10 protein-coding genes are annotated in these 14,591 nt (G+C 66.9%); 8 read left to right on the plus strand and 2 right to left on the minus strand.

Features of this window, described 5'->3' with window-relative positions:
* The first annotated feature begins 4 nt into the window (after nt 1-4).
* From VPH46_RS01005 to VPH46_RS01015, 3 genes are all read left to right on the plus strand, one after another.
* Complete coding sequence (locus VPH46_RS01005; RefSeq protein ID WP_416608105.1) at nt 5-940, plus strand: efflux RND transporter periplasmic adaptor subunit; 936 nt, start codon at nt 5-7, stop codon at nt 938-940.
* Entirely contained in the window at nt 937-2,385 is a 1,449-nt protein-coding gene (locus tag VPH46_RS01010) for an efflux transporter outer membrane subunit (RefSeq protein ID WP_416608108.1), read from the plus strand. The genes VPH46_RS01005 and VPH46_RS01010 overlap by 4 nt, the downstream gene beginning before the upstream one ends.
* Nucleotides 2,386-2,472: 87 nt before the next feature.
* Nucleotides 2,473-4,449 carry a glycoside hydrolase family 2 protein gene (locus VPH46_RS01015; RefSeq protein ID WP_416608111.1) on the plus strand — a complete coding sequence of 659 codons (1,977 nt, stop codon included), beginning with the start codon at nt 2,473-2,475 and terminating at the stop codon, nt 4,447-4,449.
* Nucleotides 4,450-4,500: 51 nt separating this feature from the next.
* Here VPH46_RS01015 and VPH46_RS01020 read toward each other — a convergent pair whose 3' ends face one another.
* Nucleotides 4,501-6,993: a family 1 glycosylhydrolase gene (locus VPH46_RS01020; protein WP_416608113.1), complete on the minus strand. Its 2,493-nt coding sequence runs from the start codon at nt 6,991-6,993 to the stop codon at nt 4,501-4,503.
* Between VPH46_RS01020 and glf the strand changes: the two genes are divergently transcribed.
* Entirely contained in the window at nt 6,974-9,223 is a 2,250-nt protein-coding gene (gene glf, locus VPH46_RS01025; RefSeq protein ID WP_416608114.1) for a UDP-galactopyranose mutase, read from the plus strand. The two genes, VPH46_RS01020 and glf, sit on opposite strands and share 20 nt — an antisense overlap.
* Nucleotides 9,224-9,568: 345 nt before the next feature.
* Nucleotides 9,569-10,768 (plus strand): multidrug effflux MFS transporter, encoded by a 1,200-nt coding sequence (locus VPH46_RS01030; protein ID WP_416608339.1) that lies wholly within the window; start codon nt 9,569-9,571, stop codon nt 10,766-10,768.
* 13 nt (nt 10,769-10,781) lie between these two features.
* On the opposite strand, the gene VPH46_RS01035 is transcribed toward VPH46_RS01030, so the two are convergent.
* The gene (locus VPH46_RS01035) at nt 10,782-11,807 is read right to left on the minus strand and encodes a lactonase family protein (protein WP_416608116.1); all 1,026 of its coding nucleotides are present in this window, start codon (nt 11,805-11,807) and stop codon (nt 10,782-10,784) included.
* Nucleotides 11,808-11,942: 135 nt separating this feature from the next.
* Here VPH46_RS01035 and VPH46_RS01040 point away from each other — a divergent pair, with 135 nt between their 5' ends.
* From VPH46_RS01040 to VPH46_RS01050, 3 genes are all read left to right on the plus strand, one after another.
* The gene (locus tag VPH46_RS01040; RefSeq protein ID WP_416608118.1) at nt 11,943-12,548 is read left to right on the plus strand and encodes a TetR/AcrR family transcriptional regulator; all 606 of its coding nucleotides are present in this window, start codon (nt 11,943-11,945) and stop codon (nt 12,546-12,548) included.
* Between the two features lie 311 nt (nt 12,549-12,859).
* Nucleotides 12,860-13,249 carry a hypothetical protein gene (locus VPH46_RS01045; protein WP_416608120.1) on the plus strand — a complete coding sequence of 130 codons (390 nt, stop codon included), beginning with the start codon at nt 12,860-12,862 and terminating at the stop codon, nt 13,247-13,249.
* Nucleotides 13,246-14,517, plus strand: a complete 1,272-nt coding sequence (locus VPH46_RS01050; protein WP_416608122.1) for an efflux RND transporter periplasmic adaptor subunit — start codon at nt 13,246-13,248, stop codon at nt 14,515-14,517. Before VPH46_RS01045 ends, VPH46_RS01050 begins: the two co-directional genes overlap by 4 nt.
* The last annotated feature ends 74 nt before the right edge of the window (nt 14,518-14,591 follow it).

Consider the following 14,591-nt stretch of genomic DNA (forward strand, 5'->3'; position numbering starts at 1 on the left):
CGTCATGAAACCCGTCATCATCATTCGCGTCCTGATCACCTTCGCCATCGTCCTGGCCGGCTATTTCGTCGCCGAAGCCCTGTGGCGGCATTATGAGGAGGATCCCTGGACCCGCGACGGTCGCATCAGTGCGGACGTGGTGCAGGTCGCGCCCGACGTGTCGGGGCTGGTGACCGAAGTGCTGGTGCACGACAACCAGGAGGTGCGCGCCGGCACCCCATTGTTCATCATCGACCGGCCCCGCTACCAACTAGCGGTCAAGCAGGCGCAGGCGGGAATCGCGGCGCAGCGGGTCCTGATCGCGCAGGCCCAGCGCGAGGCGCGGCGTAACCGCACCCTGGGAGACTTGGTGCCGGCCGAGGAACGCGAGCAGGGGGACGCCAAGGTCGAGCAGCTTCAGGCTGAACTCGCCCGCCTGCAGGTGCAGCTGGAGACGGCGCGGCTCAACCTCGCCCGTACGGAGGTGCGGTCGGGCGTGGATGGCACCATCACCAACTTCGACCTTCGCCCCGGCGACTATGCCACTGCCGGCCGCGCCGAGTTCGCGATCATCGATCGCCGGTCGATCCACGCCGTCGGCTATTTCGAGGAAACCAAGCTGCCTCGGATCGCGCCGGGGGACCGGGTGCAAGTCCACCTGATGGGGGAGCAGCGGGTGATCGAGGGGCATGTCCAGAGCATCGCCAGCGGCGTGGACGATCGCGATCGCACCGCGGGTGACAAGATGCTCCCCAACGTCAACCCGACCTTCAACTGGGTGCGCCTTGCCCAGCGTGTCCCCGTGCGGATCGTGCTGGACCGCGTTCCGGCGGGCTTGTCTCTGGTCGTCGGCCGCACCGCGACGGTCAACGTCGTCCATCGTGAGCCGTCTTCTGCACCGCGCCCCGGTACGGTGGCAGGGAGGGGCGAACGCCGCGCCACCCAGGAGAAGACGGCATGAGATCGTCGATGCTGCGGAAAGTCGTTCCCCTGCTTGCCACTGTGGCGGCAGCCGCTTGCGCGCCGGTCGGCCCCGACTACCACCGTCCGGAGGCGGCGATCGCCGAGCGCCCTTCTGCCAAGGCGCCGTTCTTGAGCGGCAACGAGCCTGCCTTCGCCGAGACTGCCGTTCCCCAGGACTGGTGGCGTTTGTACCGCGACCCGGTGCTCGACAGCCTTGTGGCGGAGGCCATCGCCGCGAATACAGACTTGCGCGTGGCGGCGGCCAACATCGCGCGAGCCCAGGCGCAGCGCACCATCACCGAGGATGCGCGAGAGCCGCAGACGGAGCTCGGCGCAAGCATCTCGCGCGCCATGCCCTCGGCACAGGAAGAGTTGATGCCGGGCGAGGCGTTCCCATCCTTCTGGGTCTATTCGCTGGAGGCATCGGCGAGCTACCAGCTTGATCTGGCAGGTCAGATCCGCCGCGCGATCGAAGCGGCGGATGCCGATGTGGCAGCGACGCAGGCGGCCTATGACGCGACCCGCGTGACCGTCGTCGCCCAGACCACCGCCGCCTATGTCGAGGCCTGCGCTGCGGGGCATGAGATCGGCGTTGTGCAGCAAGCGCTCGATCTGCAGCGACGCAGCACCGAGCTGACACGGCGGCTGGTTCGTGGCGGACGCGGCAGCACGCTCGACGTGACGCGCTCCACCGCGCAGGAGGCGCAGGTCCGTGCCAATCTGCCGACCCTGATCGCCCAGAAGCAGACGGCGCTGTTTCGTCTTGCGACCCTTACCGGGAAGCCGCCTGCCGAGTTCGACCGGCGGGTGGCGGGCTGCGGGCGGGAGCCACAGCTGGATCGGCCGGTCCCGATTGGCGACGGAGCCGCGCTGCTGCGGCGCAGGCCGGACGTCCGCCAGGCGGAACTGCTCCTGCGCGCTGCAACTGCACGGATCGGGGTAGCAACCGCGGACCTGTACCCGAAAATCCGTCTCGGCGCGTCCGTCGGCTCAGCAGGGCTGGCAGAGTCCTTCCTGGCATCGGACACGTTCAAGTTCGGGCTGGGGCCGCTGATCAGCTGGGAGTTCCCGAACCGCAAGCGCGTGCGCGCTCGCATCGGCATGGCGGAGGCCGAGGCAGATGCGGCGTACGCGCGCTTCGACGGGGTGGTGCTCACCGCCCTGCGCGAGGTGGAGACGGCGCTTACGGTCTATGCACGCGATCTCGATCGCCGCCGCGAGCTGGAGGAGGCGCGATCTCATGCAGCGCAGGCGGCACGGGACGCGCAGACGCTGTTTCGCGCAGGTCGGCAAGGCTTCCTGCCGGTGCTGGACGCGGATCGGGTTCTGATTTCCGCCGAACAGGCGCTGGCGGCACAGGAAAGCCGCATCGCCGCAGATCAGGTGCGCTTGTTCCTGGCGCTGGGAGGCGGATGGCAGACCTCGGCCGCGGCAGAGGCCTGAGCCTGCAGGGCCGGTCAAAAGATAAGATAATTACGGTCGCCTCCTTCGTTCCTTGCCGTTAGGCTGGGAAGAAAAAGGGAGGATCTGATGGCATTTTTCCGCACGGCCTTGTTGCTGGGGACCACGCTCAGCTTTGCCGGCGCCGTTCCGGCCTTGGCTCAGCGCACGGTTCCCGCCGCGCCGGACGCGATCGTCTACAAGACTGCGCTGACGACGAAGTGGGGCCGGGAGGTCACGCCGGAGAATGCGTGGCGCAGCTATCCGCGTCCGCAGCGGGTGCGGGACCGTTGGCTCAACCTCAACGGCCAATGGGACTATGCGATCGCGAAAGCGGGCACACCCCGGCCCGCGCAGATGCAGGGGAAGATCCTCGTACCTTTCGCGGTGGAATCGAAGCTCTCGGGCGTGCAGCGTCCCGTTCTTCCGGACGACCGCATCTGGTATCGGCGCAGCTTCGCTGTGCCGGCCGATTGGGCGGGGCAGCACGTGCTTCTGAACTTCGGCGCCGTCGACTATGAAGCGGCCGTCTGGGTGAACGGCGCCTATGTGGGAGCGCACAAGGGCGGTTCCGCCACCTTCAGCTTCGATATCACCGCGCATCTGCGGAGCGGGGATAACGAACTGGTGGTCCAGGTCGCCGATCCGACTTCCGACGGCGTGCAGCCGCGCGGCAAGCAGACGCTGGCGCCGCAGGGCATCTGGTACACGCCCGTCAGCGGCATCTGGCAGACCGTATGGCTGGAGCCGGTCTCCGAACTGCACATCGCGGATGTGCGCGCCACGCCGGACATCGATCGCGGCCGGCTGGAAGTGGACGTCGCGCTCAACCGCTCTGCCAACGATACCGATGCGGTGCGCCTTACCGCCAGCAAGGACGGAAAGGTCATTGCGAGCACCATCGTGCGCGCCAACCGGCACGCGAGCCTGCCGATCCCCAACGCGCATCTCTGGTCACCGGACGACCCGTTCCTCTACGATCTTTCCGCCGAGCTTGTGACGATCAAGGACCCGTACGGGGGGGCGAAGGAGCGGACGCGCACGGCCTATGATGCGCGCTTCACCGAGCGTGAGCGTGCGATCTATGCTCAGGCGCAGGTGATCGGCGCGCCGGGAGACCGGGTGACGGGCTATTTCGCCATGCGCAAGGTCTCGATCGGACCAGGCGCGGTAGAGGGGCAGCCTGCAATTCTGCTCAACAACAAGCCGCTCTTCCAGAACGGGACGCTGGACCAGGGCTGGTGGCCCGACGGCCTGCTCACCCCGCCTTCGGAAGAGGCCATGGTGAGCGACATCGTCTTCCTGAAGAAGGCCGGGTTCAACATGTTGCGCAAGCACATCAAGGTCGAGCCCGCGCGATACTATTACGATGCGGACCGGCTTGGGATGCTGATCTGGCAGGACATGCCCTCCGGCGGCGACGAGGACCAGTTCGTCACCGGATCGAGCAAGAGCGAGGCGGTGCTGTCCTCGACCGCGATGACGGAGTTCCAGCAGGAACTTGCCGCGATGATCGGGGATCTCCGGTCGTTTCCCTCGATCGTGACCTGGGTCGTGAACAACGAGGGCTGGGGGCAGTATGACTCGTCGACGCTCGCCAAGCTGGTGAAGGGGATGGACCCAAGCCGGGTCGTCAACGCCGACAGCGGCTGGCTCGACGTCGCGCCGGACGCGTCGGACATGGTCGACATCCACACCTATGAGGACAAGCCGAACGTCCCGCCGCGCTCCAGCACCCGCGCCATCGTCATCGGCGAATATGGCGGCATCGGCCTTCCGATGCGCGGCCACATCTGGCGGACCGGCAAGCGCAACTGGGGATATCAGGTGGCCACCGACGGCCAGGATTATCTCAAGCGCTACCGCGTCAAGTTCGACGAGATCATCCGCCAGGCACGCGAGGAGGGACTGAGCGCGGCCGTCTACACCCAGACCACCGACGTGGAGGACGAGATCAACGGCCTCCTCACCTACGACCGGGCCGAAGCAAAGGCGCCCGCCGAGGACCTCGCGCGGATCGCGGCCCCGCTCACAAGCGCCGGCGTGGATCCTTATCAGGGCCGCTGAACGGAACTCTGCGGCGCGACCGGAAGGTTGCGCCGCCTCGGGCGGACGGGTTCAGGTGGCGGCTCGCAGTGCTCGCGGTTGGGTGGTTTTCGCTGCTGCCCTTTCGCGCAAGAAACCGCGGATGGCAGCATCGAGGCCACCGAGCGGCGCGCCCCGTTCCGTGGCGAGGCGCGCACCCCGCGGTCGAGGGGCGCGCCAGTCGGGGAGGGGCCCCGGAATTTCCTCGATCAGGCCGGTATTGAAGCCTGCACAATGCGCGATCCGCCTCGCGAACTCAGCCCAACTCAGGGTCTCACCGTTCGTGAGGTGCCACACACCGGTTGCGCCGTCGATCAGCAGGTCGAGTGCGGCTTCCGCCACTTGCGGTACATAGCTGGGGGAGACGAGGTAGCCGGACGTGGCCTGGAACGGGCGACCTGCTTCCAGGCTGTCCACCACCGCATGCGCGAAGTCGAAGCGGCCGGCCGGCGAGAAGAAGGCGCCGGTGCGGGCGATCAGCGTGTTGTCCAGACGGGCGCAGCCCGCCTCCATCTCCGCCTTGCTGCGGCCATAGGCGTTGAGGGGGTGCACGGCGTCTGACTCGACATGAAGCCGGTCGTCGTCCGCGCCGAAGACCAGGTCGCTGGAAAAGCCCAGATATGCGATCCCGCGCTCAGCGCATGCTTCCGCAAGTGCCACCGCGCCTTCTGCATTGGTCCGGCGGCAGGCCTCTTCTTCCGCTTCGGCAGCATCGACGTCGCCCCAGCCAGCCGCGTTGACCACCGCCCACGGGCCGATAGCCTCGATCGACCGGCCGAAGCCGTGCGGCCGGGTAAGATCGATCCTCGTTCGATCCGACAGAACATGGGGCATGTGCCGGATCGTACAGGCGCGCGCGATCGCTTGGCCGAGCGTACCCGTGGCGCCGAGTATCAGCAGCGGGGGCGTAGACGGGCTTCCGTCCTGTCGCCGTCGCGCTCCCGGGTGCGGCATGGGGGGGTAGAGCAGCCGGTCGAGCCGCTGCCACCAGCCGGGTTCCTGTGCGAGCGGGTGGCGGGCCGCTCGCTTCGGCAGACCGCGCCAGAGCTCTGCCAGCGCCGTGGGCCGCGGGGTGCCACTCGATACGTCGAACACCCCTGGTTCGTAGCTTCCGGATCCGGTCAGCAGCGTGTCCCAGCCATGACTTCCGAGCAGCGACCAAGCAGTGACCGCGCGCAGGTCAACGCCCGCTGCTTGCGCGGCGCAGGCCGTGTCCCAGGCCTCGGCTGCCCAGCGCAACTGTTCCTCGCGGGTGCAGCCATTGTGCACCTCGGTGATCGCGATCGGCATTCGGTAGCGTTGCCACGCCTCGCGCACGACGCCCCCGAGGCCCGCGGGGGGCGGGTCGAGAACTCGGATGGCTTCGGTATCGGCGTAGGCGAGCCGCCCGTTCCCGCCGTGCGTGGGCGGCGGATAGCGCTGCAGCCGATGGTCCAGGAACCGATCGCTCGTGAGATAGTGGTTTACGCCCACGATGTCGGGTGGGCAGGGGGCATCGGCGATCGCCCGCATCCGATCACCGAGACCGAAGGCGGCGATCCGCTCCCACAGCGGGTGCTGCCGCGTGATCCGGCCGAACAGCAGATCCCACCCGGCCCACCGACGAAGGTTGTCGAACGCTGCCTGCTCGGCCAGGCGCGTGGTTGCATAGGCGCGGCCGAGATCGTCCGTCTGGATCAGCTGCGCGGCCGGGTTCACCCGACGCACGGCCTGCATCGCCAATCGGACGCCATCCACCTGGTTGAGCAATGCCAGCCAGAAGGAGCCCTCGTCCGCGCTGTGCGGATACCAATGGCCGTAGAGAGCAGAGAAGCGGGCGGTGGTCAGCGGCTCGTTGACCGGCGTCCAGGCTTCGACCCAGGGGTAGCGTTGCGCAACCTTGGCAGCAAAATCGGCCAAGCCGGTCGCGAACGCCGGGTCGAGCAGGTTGGTGTGGCTGGGGCCGCTGCCGTGATGGACCAGTCCGACAATGGGGCGGATGCCGAGTTCTCGAAGCCGTTCCAGCCGCTCGTCAGGCCAGCTCCAGTCGGCCGTCTCGAGCCCGTCAGGTGCCACCCGTTCCCAAAGCACGGGGTAGCGGATCGCTTTAAGGCCGAGTTCGGCGAAGCGATCCAGATCCGACAGTCGATCGTGGTGGCCGCTCAGGCGGCATTGATCGAGGTACCCCTCGCGCGTGCGGTTTACCGTGCATTCGACACCACCCCAGAACTCGATGTCCGGCATCCGGCACCTCTCGATCTGTGCGCCTGCAACGGCTGCGAGCCCGCATCGTTCCGCACAAGCAGGTTGATCTATGTTGGTCGGCAAGGACTTAGCGGAACATTTTACGCATGCGCAGGTTTCATCAAAGTTACCCAGAGAACATCTGAAGGGGGCGCGCGTGAACGAGCAGGTGCCGTCGGAAACCAACCTTCCGGGACTTTCCTCTGGACCCAGTGATCGTCCGACGTTGATCTGCTTCAGCCATCTGCGATGGGCGTTCGTCTTCCAGCGTCCACAGCATTTGATGACGCGCTTTGCCGCCACGCATCATGTGCTGTTCTGGGAGGAGCCGGAGTATGTGGCCGGCATCGGAACCGCGCGCCTCCGTCGCAGCGTCTGCGAGGGCAGCGGCGTGGAGGTGCTGACGCCCGAACTCGACGAGTCGCTGCGCGGCCGGGACGAAGACGCCGAGCTGGCGGCGCTGCTGGACGCTGTCCTGATCGGTACCCGCGGCAGCATCATCCGCTGGTACTACACGCCCATGATGCTGCCCTTTTCGCAGCACGTGCAGGCCGACTGCGTCGTGTACGACTGCATGGACGAACTGTCCGCGTTCCGGGGGGCTCCGCCTGAGTTGCTCGACCGCGAACGTTTGCTGCTCGAAGCAGCGGACCTCGTCTTTACCGGTGGCACCAGCCTGTATGAGGCCAAGCGCGACCGGCACTCGAACGTCCACGCATTTCCCTCCAGCATCGACGTTCCCCATTTCGCTCGGGCACGAAAAGGCGGCGCGGTCCCGGCGGAGCAGGCGGCAATTGCGGGTCCGCGGCTCGGCTTCAGCGGCGTGATCGACGAGCGGATGGATCTGGAGCTTCTGGAGGCCGTTGCGGACGCTCGTCCCGACTGGTCTCTGGTGGTGATCGGCCCCGTGGTGAAGATCGGCGAGCACGAGCTGCCGCGTCGTCCGAACATCCATTATCTGGGTTCCCAGCCGTACACCGCGCTGCCGGACCATATGTCCGGCTGGGACGTGGCCCTGATGCCGTTCGCGATCAACGAGGCGACGCGGTTCATCAGCCCGACGAAGACGCCGGAGTATCTGGCCGCCGGCTGTCCGGTGGTGTCCACGCCGATCACGGATGTCGTGCGCCATTACGGCTCGCTTTCGGCAGTGCAGATTGCCGACAGTCCCGACGCGTTCATCGCCGCGTGCGAGGCTGCCATGCAGTTGCGCGCGGGAGACGGGGCGTGGCTGGAGGAAGCCGACGCGGTGCTTGCTCGCACTTCCTGGAACAGCACGGCCTTCGAGATGGCAGCGTTGATCTCGGCAGAGATCGCGGCGCGGGGGCGGATCGAGCCCGTGGTGTCTCCGACGGTCTGGCCCGCCTCGCAGGATCGTTACGACGTGATGGTGGTGGGTGCCGGCTTCGCGGGAGCCGTCATGGCGGAGCGGCTCGCCGCCGATGGCGGCAAGCGGGTCCTGGTGGTGGACCGCAGGCCACACGTGGGAGGGAACGCGTTCGACCATAAAGACGACGCCGGCATTCTGATCCATCAATATGGGCCGCACATCTTCCACACCAACTCGCAGGAGATCTTCGACTATCTCTCGCGGTTCACGGAGTGGCGTCCCTACGAGCATCGGGTGCTCGCCTCCATCGACGGGCAACTGGTACCCATGCCGATCAACCGTACGACGTTGAACGCGCTCTATGGTCTCGACATGCAGAGCGACGAGGAGGTGGCGGCGTTCCTGGCTGCTCGTGCGGAACCGGTGGTGCCGATCCGGACTTCCGCGGACGTGGTCGTCTCGCAAGTAGGACGGGAGCTCTACGAGACCTTCTTCCGCGGCTACACGCGCAAGCAATGGGGACGGGACCCGTCCGAGCTCGACAAGTCGGTCACCGCGCGGGTGCCCACCCGTACCGGCACCGACGATCGCTACTTCACCGACCAGTTCCAGGCGATGCCGCTCGAAGGCTACACCCGGATGTTCGAGCGGATGCTGGACCATCCCAACATCGACCTGCTGCTGGGCGTCGATTACCGTGAGGTCCGCGACGCCTATCCGCACGACCATCTGGTGTTCACCGGCCCCGTGGACGAGTATTTCGGCTATCGCTACGGCAGGCTTCCGTACCGGTCCCTGCAGTTCGAGCACCAGACGCTCGATCAACCCTGGCATCAGCCGGTTGCCGTCGTGAATTATCCGAACGAGGCGACACCCTACACGCGGGTGACCGAATACAAGCACCTGACGGGACAGGAGGCAGACCGTACCAGCGTCACCTTCGAGTATCCGAGCGCGACGGGCGATCCCTACTACCCGATCCCCTGCGAGGAGAACCAGGCGCTCTACAAACGGTACGAGGCACTGGCCATGGCGGAGCCGTCGGTCAGCTTCGTCGGCCGCCTGGCAACCTACCGCTACTACAACATGGACCAGGTGGTCGGGCAGGCGCTGGCAACCTACCGACGCCTCAGCGGGGCGCGGAAGGTGCAGCAGCCACCGGAGCATGCCGTTGTCGCTCCGTTGGGGCGTACTGCGGCTTGAACATGGCCGATCGGGTTGCAGGATGACCGTGCTCGCCTCCGGACGTGTGCCGGCGCTCGTGCGTCACCGATGATCGGGTCCTCACCTGGAGCTGCCCATGTCACGGGCGTCCGACATGTCCCGCGGGGTACAGAACGAGGGTGCCCAGATCCGGTCGTGCGGATCAGGGGATGACGTGCATCCAGCTCTCTTCCCGCCGAGACGGCTGAGGGACCGGCTCGTGCGACATGGATACACAGCGGGGGAAGGGGCGCCTTGCGCACTGGAGTTGCCCGTCGTCGCTTGTTCTTCGCGTCCGCCTCGTCGATAGGCACCCGCATGAAGCCTCATCCCGCACCCGCCGGCATGCACCCGCGAGAGTTCGTCGCCTTCATCGCGGCGGTCATGGCGGTCAACGCGCTGGGCGTCGACCTGATGCTGCCCGCGCTTGCAGACATCGGCCACGACCTGTCGGTGAGCACGCCGAACCATCGCCAGTGGATCGTCACCGCCTATATGCTGGGCTTCGGCGCCGGGCAGCTGGTCTATGGCCCGCTTGCCGACCGCTTCGGACGCAAGCCGATCCTGGTGGGCACCTTGGCGGGCTTTGTCGCCGCGGCAATCTTCGCCGCCGGATCGGTGACCTTCGCGGGCTTGCTTGGGGCGCGGCTTCTTCAGGGGCTGATGTCCGCCTCCACCCGCGTCCTGGCAGTCGCCATTGTTCGCGACGGAGCATCCGGGCGGCAGATGGCGCGCACCATGTCGATCGCCCAGATGATCTTCTTCCTGGTCCCGATCCTGGCACCCACGCTGGGGCAGGCGCTGCTCGCCTTCGGACCTTGGCGCTTCATCTTCTACGCGCTCGGCGCCTTTGCCGCGGTGGTGCTCGCCTGGACGCTGGTCCGGCTGCCGGAGACGTTGCCGATCGCTCGGCGGGTTCCGATCTCGCTCGCCGCCCTTCGCGAGAGCTACCGCCTGACCCTCACCAACCGGTTCTCGATCGGCTATGCGATCGCCGCTTCGCTGACCTTTGGTGGCATCCTGGCGTTCGTATCCTCGGCCCAGCAGATCTTCGTCGACGAGTTCGGCGCAGGCGATCGTTTCACGCTGCTGTTCGCGCTGTGCGCCTTCGCCATGGGCGTCGCTTCCTTTGCAAACAGCCGGCTGGTTGAGCGGCTGGGCACACGGCTCATCTCTCAAACCGCCGTGCTCGCGCTCATCACCCTGTCCGTCATCCATGTGGTCGTGATCGAGGCCGGGCTGGAGACACTGACGAGCTACATCGTGTTCCAGGCATTGAGCATGACCTGCATCGGACTGTGCGGCTCCAACTTCGGCGCGATGGCGATGGAGCCGGTCGGCCACATCGCCGGCACGGCCTCGTCGCTGCAGGGCTTCATCACGAGCCTGGGAGCGGTCGTCGTGAGCCTGGTGATCGGTCAGTCGTACAGCGGGACGACCTTGCCGCTGGCCGTCGGCTATCTTGGGATCGGCCTCGCCCTGATCGCGATCATCTATGTGATCGAAGGCGGCCAGTTGTTCCGCCCGCGCCTGCCCGCGCAATAGGGCGCCGGCCGCTTTACGGGCGCCACACGCCGAGGAATGCTGCGCCGGGCACGTCCGCCCGGCCAACCGCAGGCTTCGGACGTCCGGTCCCGTCGAGCGGGAGGATCGTGACCCCGCCGGTCTTCTCATGCGCCACGAGCAGCTGGTCTTCGAGTAGCAGCAGGAAGCGAGGGGAGGCGCCGCCGCTGGGGGTGTGCCCGAGTAGCGTGACCTCACCCTCCGGATCGATGGCGAAGCTCGCCACGCTGTCATGACCGCGATTGCTGACGTAGAGGCGCGTTCCCGCCGCGTCGAGCGCAACGGCGCCGCCCAGACTGCCGGGCGCGGCGTTTGCCGGCAGAGTGGAGAGGATGCGCTGCGCTGAAAGTGCGCCGCTTTCTTCCGTCCCGAGGACGGTCAAGGTCGACGCGAGTTCGCTCACCAGGAACGCGATCGGCAGGGTGGGGTGGAACGCCAGCTGGCGCGGACCGGAACCCGGTGGCGCGGCATAGGCGATGCTGGGCTCGCCCAGAGCACCTGTCGGGCCATGGGCTGGGAACGCGAGGACCTGGTCGGTTCCCAGGTCTGCGACATAGAGCCGTCCGTCGGTAGCGAAGCCCACCCAATGAGCATGTGGCCCTTCCTGGCGCTCGACATTCGGCCCCTGACCCTCGTTCTGGTGGATGGCCGGCGGGCCGGAAGGCAGGCCCTCCGGATCGAGGCGGTACATCGCAACCGTCCCGCTCCCGTAGTTGGCGATCGCGAGCAGCCGACCGGAGTCGTCGAGGGCAACGTGGCACGGACCATCGCCGCCCGACGAAATGGAGGCGACCTCCCGCCAGTCTGCATCGGCATCCGCAAGCACCACCCGGCCCGCCTCCTCATCGACGAAATACCAAAGCCCGGAGCCCGGCCGTCGTATGCCTGCGGAGACGTTGACGTACGCGGCACATGCCGGGCCTGCCGTCAGGCTTTCGCCCGTGATCGTGAGCGGATAGAGCCCGCGTGCGCCCGGCTCCGCATAGCCGGCCGCAAATACGAGTGCACGAGCTTCGTCCATTGTCCTCTCCGACTTGCTGGCGGCCTCTTCAGGTCAAAGGCGGCAGGTCCGTATCGGTTCCCCTTCCTGGCCGGGAAGGGCTTTTCCGCGGAAGGCGCTGGATTTCTCCGGCGCACTCATTATGTACCGACCATTATGAAAGCTTGCTGTTCCGCAAAGGGTCGTCCGCGCGAGTTCTGTGCCGACACGGCGCTTGCCGGCGCGCTGCGGGTGTTCTGGAGCAAGGGCTACGAGGGCGCGTCGCTTACCGACCTTACCGAGGCGATGGGGATCACGCGTCCCAGCCTGTACGCTGCGTTCGGCAACAAGGAAGCGCTCTTCAAGATGGCGCTCGACCTCTACGAACGCGAGAAGCTCGACTACATTGGCGAGGCGCTGAAGGAGCCGACGGCGCGGAAGGTGGCCGAGCATCTGCTGCGCAGTGCGTTGGAAATGCAGATGAGCAATTCCGATCCGAAGGGCTGCATGGGCGTGATCAACGCTGTCGCCTGCGGTGCTGAGGCCGAGTCGATCCGGGCGGAGGTGATCCATCGCGGCCGAGTCGCCAAACAGGGACTGATCGATCGGTTCGAGCGGGCGAAGGCAGAAGGCGACCTGCCACCCGAAACCGATGCCGTCGGGCTGACCAGCTATCTCACCGCGATCATGCAAGGATTGGCCGTTCAGGGCGGAGCTGGTGCCTCGTGCCAGGACCTGAAGGCGCTGATCGATACCAGCCTCGCGATGTGGCCTGAGGCGTAAGCCGGTCGAGTTCTCTTTACGCGCTTGCAAAAAATACCGTACGGTATGAAAAGGCTCTTGACCGCCGGCTCCGCGTTTCTATACTGGACGGTATAGAAGATAAAGGCAGCGTTGAGCGGGGACCAACCCCGACGGCGACTTCAGCAAATTGAACCAACGGACCGCACGAGACGCCGCAGGATCCCTCCTGCGCGACAGGCCGGGTCGTGCCCTTGAATGACAAAGACCGGCAGGCCGGCGGAGGCGTTCCGCGCGGCAGGAGGGCGTGCGCCCTGGCTCGGTCCAGCAGGAGGAGACGAGTGATGGCGTATATGAACTTCACCGAATTGCAGGGTGCTCCCGTTGCTGCGCCGGTCGATGTGGCCGCCGTCGTAGGCGAGGTCGGCTTCTCGGCACTCGAGTGGTCGGTCGTGGCGATCGCGCAGAAGGACCGATTGTCCAGCCTGGCGACACCGGGCCGGCTGTCGATCGCCTTCGGCACCGTCTTCGGCAACCAGAGCGGAAGCGCCCGGCTCGCGGATCCGCGCCTGGAGGCGCTGCGCCGGATGTCCGTACTCGCGTGGCATCACGGCGATGCCGTTCCCCGCCATGAAATTCGTGCATTCCACCAGGCCGGCTTCACGCACGAGCAGTACGAAACCCTGCTCGACAGCATCAGCCGCGGCCGCTCAGCCCTGAACCAGGGAAGGCGTACCCGATGAACATGATTTCCCGAGTTGAGACCGAAGAAACTTCGCGAGCAGGTCTCTCGAAGCGCTTCCGCCGCTTGCCCTTCTGGCAGCGCGCGGGCGTCATAGCCCTTCCGATCGCGCTGGTGGTCGGCAGCACCGGCATCGCCTTCAAGGGCGCACCTGCCGCGCCCGCTGCTCCACCGTCGCCGGTGGTCACCGTGGCGGCACCGTTGGTCCGCGACATCAAGGAGTGGGACGACTACGTCGGCCGGTTCGAGGCGAGCCGCGCGGTGGAGGTCCGGCCGCGCGTCGCCGGGGCGATCACGGGCGTGCACTTCACGGATGGGGCCGTCGTCCGCAAGGGACAACTGCTCTTCACCATCGATCCTCGGCCCTTCACCGCCGCGCTTGCGGAGGCGCGCGCTGGCCTCGCCAGTGCGGAGAGCGACCTTGCGCTCGCGCGTGCGGATCTCGGCCGCGCAGAGCGGCTGGTCGCCGTGGACGCCGTCTCCAGGAGCGATCTGGAGCGGTTGCAGGCGCGCGTTCGCGCTGCGACTGCCGCCGTCGCTGCAGGACAGGCTCGGGTGCGAAGCCGCGCCCTGGACGTCGAATTCACGCACGTACGAGCCCCGATCTCAGGCCGGATCTCGGACCGCCGCGTGGATCCGGGCAATCTGGTCGCGGCAGGAGAGGGGCAGGGCGGATCGCTCCTGACGACGATCAACGCGCTGGACCCGATCTACTTCACCTTCGACGGTTCGGAGGCGCTGTTCCTCAAGACCAAGCGCGCCCGGGAAGCGGGTGCAGCCGCATCGCCGGTCGAAATTCGTCTTCAGGACGAGGCCGACTATAAGTGGAAGGGCCGGCTCGACTTCACCGACAACGGCCTCGATCCGCGATCGGGCACGATCCGCGGGCGTGCGGTTCTGAGCAATCCTGGGTTGTTCCTGACGCCCGGGATGTTCGGCAACATGCGCCTGTCCGCCGGCGGAACGACGCGCGCGTTGATGGTCCCGGACGCGGCGATCCAAACCGATCAGGCGCGCAAGCTCGTGCTGACCGTCGGCGCGGACGGCACGGTTGCTCCCAAGCCGGTCGAACTCGGACCCGTGGTCCACGGCCTGCGCATCATTCGCTCCGGCCTCACGCCCCAGGACAAGGTGGTGATTGCGGGCACGCAAATGGCCATGCCGGGCGCCAAGGTTCAGCCCAAGCCCGGCAGGATCGCGCCCGACGCGTCCGCGCAGCAACCCACCTTCACGGCACCGGTCACGGGCGAGGCAACCTTCGCCCGGTGACCCGTCAGCCGCCGGGACGCCCCCAACACCTGGCGGCTGACACCCCCCGTTTCTGATCTCTTGCACGAGGAGTG

The sequence above is a fragment of the Sphingomonas sp. MJ1 (PH-R8) genome (assembly GCF_048058635.1).
Classification (GTDB): Bacteria; Pseudomonadota; Alphaproteobacteria; order Sphingomonadales; family Sphingomonadaceae; genus Sphingomonas.